This is a genomic window from Neobacillus fumarioli NBRC 102428, from assembly GCF_001591485.1.
Lineage (GTDB): Bacteria > Bacillota > Bacilli > Bacillales > Cytobacillaceae > Neobacillus > Neobacillus fumarioli.
In genome coordinates this window covers 1-4,545 of sequence record NZ_BCUZ01000169.1, presented here as the reverse complement: position 1 = coordinate 4,545, position 4,545 = coordinate 1, and the positions used below count along the sequence as shown (strand labels likewise).

The 4,545-nt window shown below is 41.4% G+C and carries 4 protein-coding genes; 2 read left to right on the top strand and 2 right to left on the bottom strand.

What is annotated here, in order from left to right:
* Positions 1-283 precede the first annotated feature (283 nt).
* Positions 284-1,885 carry a S53 family peptidase gene (locus BFU02S_RS14835; protein WP_066372308.1) on the top strand — a complete coding sequence of 534 codons (1,602 nt, stop codon included), beginning with the start codon at positions 284-286 and terminating at the stop codon, positions 1,883-1,885.
* Positions 1,886-2,636: 751 nt separating this feature from the next.
* Positions 2,637-3,410 carry a metallophosphoesterase gene (locus BFU02S_RS14825; RefSeq protein WP_066372301.1) on the top strand — a complete coding sequence of 258 codons (774 nt, stop codon included), beginning with the start codon at positions 2,637-2,639 and terminating at the stop codon, positions 3,408-3,410.
* A gap of 45 nt (positions 3,411-3,455) precedes the next feature.
* Here the strand turns inward: BFU02S_RS14825 and lepB are convergent, their stop codons facing one another.
* Together lepB and BFU02S_RS16535 are read right to left on the bottom strand one after the other, a co-directional pair.
* On the bottom strand, positions 3,456-4,046 hold the full coding sequence (gene lepB / locus BFU02S_RS14820; RefSeq protein ID WP_066372299.1) for a signal peptidase I: 591 nt from the start codon (positions 4,044-4,046) through the stop codon (positions 3,456-3,458).
* 212 nt (positions 4,047-4,258) lie between these two features.
* Positions 4,259-4,420, bottom strand: a complete 162-nt coding sequence (locus BFU02S_RS16535; RefSeq protein WP_084361149.1) for a DeoR family transcriptional regulator — start codon at positions 4,418-4,420, stop codon at positions 4,259-4,261.
* Positions 4,421-4,545: the final 125 nt, after the last annotated feature.

Here is a 4,545-nt window from a genome sequence, read left to right as displayed (position 1 = left end):
GACGGTCTCAAAACTTCCCTTATTTTGAGGGAAATATATGTATTTCCCAAATCAAGCAGAATTTTTCCGTTTATTTCAATTATTCTCATCTATTTTAGCCATGCAATTATCAGAGCAAGGGTTTATCGTGCGATTTTATATACTAATCTGCCAAAAAGTAGGATGCTATCCTTAAAGAGAACCTGTTACTTATCAAATGCGTAACAACCGAACTTTTGTCCCTTACATGAAAGAGCATAACATTTTATAATAAAATTCTAGAATAAAAGGAGGATGATAAAAGATGGAAAAAGAAAACCGTTTATCGGATTATGTACAGCTTTCCGGAAGTGAACGAAAACCAGTACACAATGCCGTTCAAACAGCTGAGGTCCATCCCGATGAAGAAATATCTGTAACGATCGTTGTACGTCGTCCGTCTGTTACTAGTTTTTTAGAAAAGAAAAGCACTCCTCCGTTTACACCTGTACAGCATCTTACCCATGAGGAATTTATAGCTGCCCACGGAGCCAATTCAGAGGATTTGGCAAAAGTGAAAGAATTCGCGGCAGCCAATGAGCTTTCTGTTCAAGATGTGAATGCTGCTGCCGGGACTGTATGGCTTACGGGGCGCGCATCGGCCTTTAGCAAAGCCTTTAAAGTACAACTAGCCCATTTCAAACATCCGGACTTTACTTACCGGGGACGTACCGGGGCGGTTCATATTCCAAAAAATCTCGCCGGTATCATTGAAGCCGTTGTCGGCCTGGATAACCGTCCGCAGGTCCGTCCTCATTTTCAGATTTTAGAGGAAAAGACCGAACTGCATAGAGCCCAAACAACAAGATCCTACACTCCCTCTCAAATCGCAAGCCTTTATCATTTTCCACAGAATGTAGATGTCAGCAACCAATGTATTGGTATAATAGAATTAGGCGGCGGGTATGACCCAGCTGAAATAGAGCAGTATTTCACCTCCCTTGGAGTAGCCCAGCCGACATTAATAGATGTATCTGTCAACGGTGCAACTAATCAACCAACCGGAGATCCAAACGGCCCGGATGGTGAAGTGGCATTGGATATCGAGGTAGCCGGGGCTGTTGCACCCGGAGTCAAAATTGCCGTTTACTTTGCCCCGAACACAGATGCAGGTTTCCTGAACGCGATTACAACGGCGATTCACGACCAGGTCAATAAACCTTCTGTTCTTTCCATTAGTTGGGGGGCACCGGAAAATCAATGGACAACTCAAGCAATGAATGCAATGGATCGAGCTTTTCAAGATGCAGCAGCATTGGGTGTGACTATCTGCTGTGCAGCAGGTGATCGCGGGGCAACAGATGGTGAAAACGATGGGACCGTACATGCAGATTTTCCCGCCTCCAGTCCTCATGTGATTGGATGTGGAGGAACAAAACTTTACGGCTCCGGCCAAACGATCACACAAGAGATCGTATGGAATGAGGGATCTGACAGCAGCACCGGCGGAGGCGTCAGCAGCGTCTTTCCTTTACCCGATTGGCAAAGCACGGCCCACGTCCCCCCTTCCGCCGATTCTTCCAGAAATAAAGGCCGGGGAGTCCCGGACGTAGCTGGAGACGCTGACCCAGCTACAGGATATCAGGTTCTGGTCGACGGTCAGCAAGCGGTTTTTGGCGGAACAAGCGCCGTGGCACCACTTTGGGCCGGATTGATTGTCATCATCAATCAACAACTCGGCCATCCGGTTGGATTTGTAAACCCGGCCCTTTATCACCTATCCGCTAGCAGCCAAGCCTTCCATGATATTACAAGCGGCAACAACGCAGGATATAAAGCGAAAAAAGGCTGGGACCCTTGCACAGGACTCGGAAGCCCAAACGGGACAAACTTACTTAATGCTTTAAAGAATATCATCAACGTATAAACGGATTCATAAGGCCATGTGTTGAAAAACATGGCCTTTTTATTTTGGGTAAACAGCTTTATTACAGCTGTGAAGGACAAATTATGGTTGGAACTCGGGAACTTTTGTCCTTCATCCGGTTTATGAAGGACAAATCTTGGACGGGGGTCTTAAAAATTGTCCTTCATTCGAGGCTTGAAGACAAATCTCGGTCGATTTACTTGAATTATGTCCTTCATCCGGCTTATGAAGGACAAATCTTGAGCGGGGTTCATAACATTTGTCCTTCAAATGGGCCTTGAAGGACACTTCCCCTTCGCTTTGCATGATTTTTGTCCTTCATCCCGCTTATGAAAGACAAATCTTGAGTGGCATTCATAACATTTGTCCTTCATTCGGGCCTTGAAGGACAATTCCCCTTCGCTTTGCATGATTTTTGTCCCTCATCCCGCTTATGAAAGACAAATCTTGAGCGGGGTTCATAACATTTGTCCTTCATTCGGGCCTTGAAGGACACTTCCCCTTCGCTTTGCATGATTTTTGTCCTTCATCCCACTTATGAAAGACAATACTTGGGCGGCATTCATAACATTTGTCCTTCATTCGGGCCTTGAAGGACTCTTCCCGTTCGCTTTGCATGAATTTTGCGGGTCATAAAGTTCCAAATCAAAACCGGAAAAGGTATAGGTATAAGATTCGCTGAATAGACATGAAAGTATATTGGATTTAATATTAGAAGAAATACAAACCATTTGATGGGGAGAGTTCGTTTTTGGTATATATTCTAATGTTGATTTTATTGCTCGCATTGTTATTTTATATTTTCTTTATTCTTCCAACCCAATGGCTTAAATTGGAAATGATTTCGGTACCGTTAGGATTGAACAAAAAAATTCTTCACCTATCGGATCTTCATGTCGAGAAATTAAGAATTTCACCGAAAAAAATCGAAACCATCATACAAAAAGAAGCTCCTGATTTCATTGTATTAACAGGAGATTTCATGAGGCGAAATCGCAGCATATCTTTATTGGAACCCTATCTAACCGTCATACAAAAATCCAATGTACCGGCATATGCTATACTAGGAAATCATGATTATTTAGTGAAGCCTGTTACCGTATGCATGGATCTACTGAAAAAATACGATATAACGGTTTTACGGAACGAGTGGCTGGATTTAGAGCAATTTGTTCTTATCGGTCTTGATCAGTATCATGCACGTTCCCTTCATATCGATGTAAATCGAGCATTTGAAAACGTACCTACAGATAAACCATCTATTGTCATGGCTCACGACCCCAATATTATTAAAAAATTGAATCAGAAATTTGATTTAATGCTGTCCGGTCACTTGCATGGCAAACAATTCAATATCCCGTTTTTCTTTCATTATATAAAAAAAGGCCCATTGGCCAAGGAAGGGATTTATAAAGGCTTACATGACTATAACGGACATTATCTCTATATCTCAAAAGGTATAGGCCAATCTGGATATAATGTAAGGTTTGGGGTAAGAAGTGAAGTAGCCATCCTTCATGTCTAATTTGGCACAAAAAATCCTCTGCGAAAAAACAGAGGATTTTTTCCACTATGCACTTTTTTCCTTTTTCCTGCTGGGTAAGAATCCCCATACAAAAATCACAATAATCCCCAAATAGACAAAATACATCCACCAGGTTGGCTTAGGGAACATCTCAGCAATGACTTCTCCTTTAATCTGATCATATCTAAACGGCCCAAAATAGCGGCTGTCCTCGCTAATATTCCGATTATCCCCCATGACAAACACGTGTCCTTTTGGAACAGTATAGGCGTGGTGCAGTAAATCATATGGAGTGTTGTAAGGTTCTATATCGGCCATTTTTTCACGAATATATGGTTCATTAACTGCTTTTTCGTTACGATATAATTGGCCGTTTTTAATTTGCAATGTATCGCCGGGCAATCCTACAACCCTTTTGATAATATTCATGTTCCCTTCATCGACTATGACAACTTGATTGTAACTAGGCGGGTGAAACACATTCGTTATATGTTCTGCTAGCACCACTTCATGATTATGGAAATTCGGCAGCATGGAATCCCCATCCACCTTATAAGTTCCAATCGCCCACCGTAACACAAAAATCAACGGTATGATGATGATGAAAAAGAGTATCCAATCTTTATATTTTTTCAAAAAATAGCCCTCTTTTCTTACTTAATATTCTCTCATCTATAATACCTTAAAAATGTTACCTATTTGTGAAAAAAGTTAACTAGCAAAAAGAATGTCTAAAAATATTTTAAGAGATTCTCCAACAATATGCATCATTTTTTACCTAAAATACGACAGATCTGGTTTAACCAAACGTTTGTGTAAAAACAGAAAAAAGCCTATGCTTTAGGCTTTTATACAACTGGCGGATAAATCTTTTGTCTATCCAACCGGTCCAAATCATTCCGCACCGTTTTCTCCGAACACGAAAGCTTCTCCGCCAAATCCCTTATATGCAGCGATCCGCCTTCTTGAACAAGCAATATCCTTAATAATTCCTTCTGTCTGCTATTCATTACATGCACCTGAAGTTTATCTTTAAAGAGGGGGATGAAGCAATTGTTATTCTGTAGTTATTTTTTAAAACCCTGTTACGGTTCATTGTTGATTTTCAGCAGGTTACTCACTTAATCGGAGGAAT

Coding starts and splice junctions, on each gene's coding strand:
- BFU02S_RS14835 (WP_066372308.1), top strand. CDS start 284: ATGGAAAAAGAAAACCGTTTATCGGATTATGTACAGCTTTCCGGAAGT.
- BFU02S_RS16535 (WP_084361149.1), bottom strand. CDS start 4,420: ATGAATAGCAGACAGAAGGAATTATTAAGGATATTGCTTGTTCAAGAA.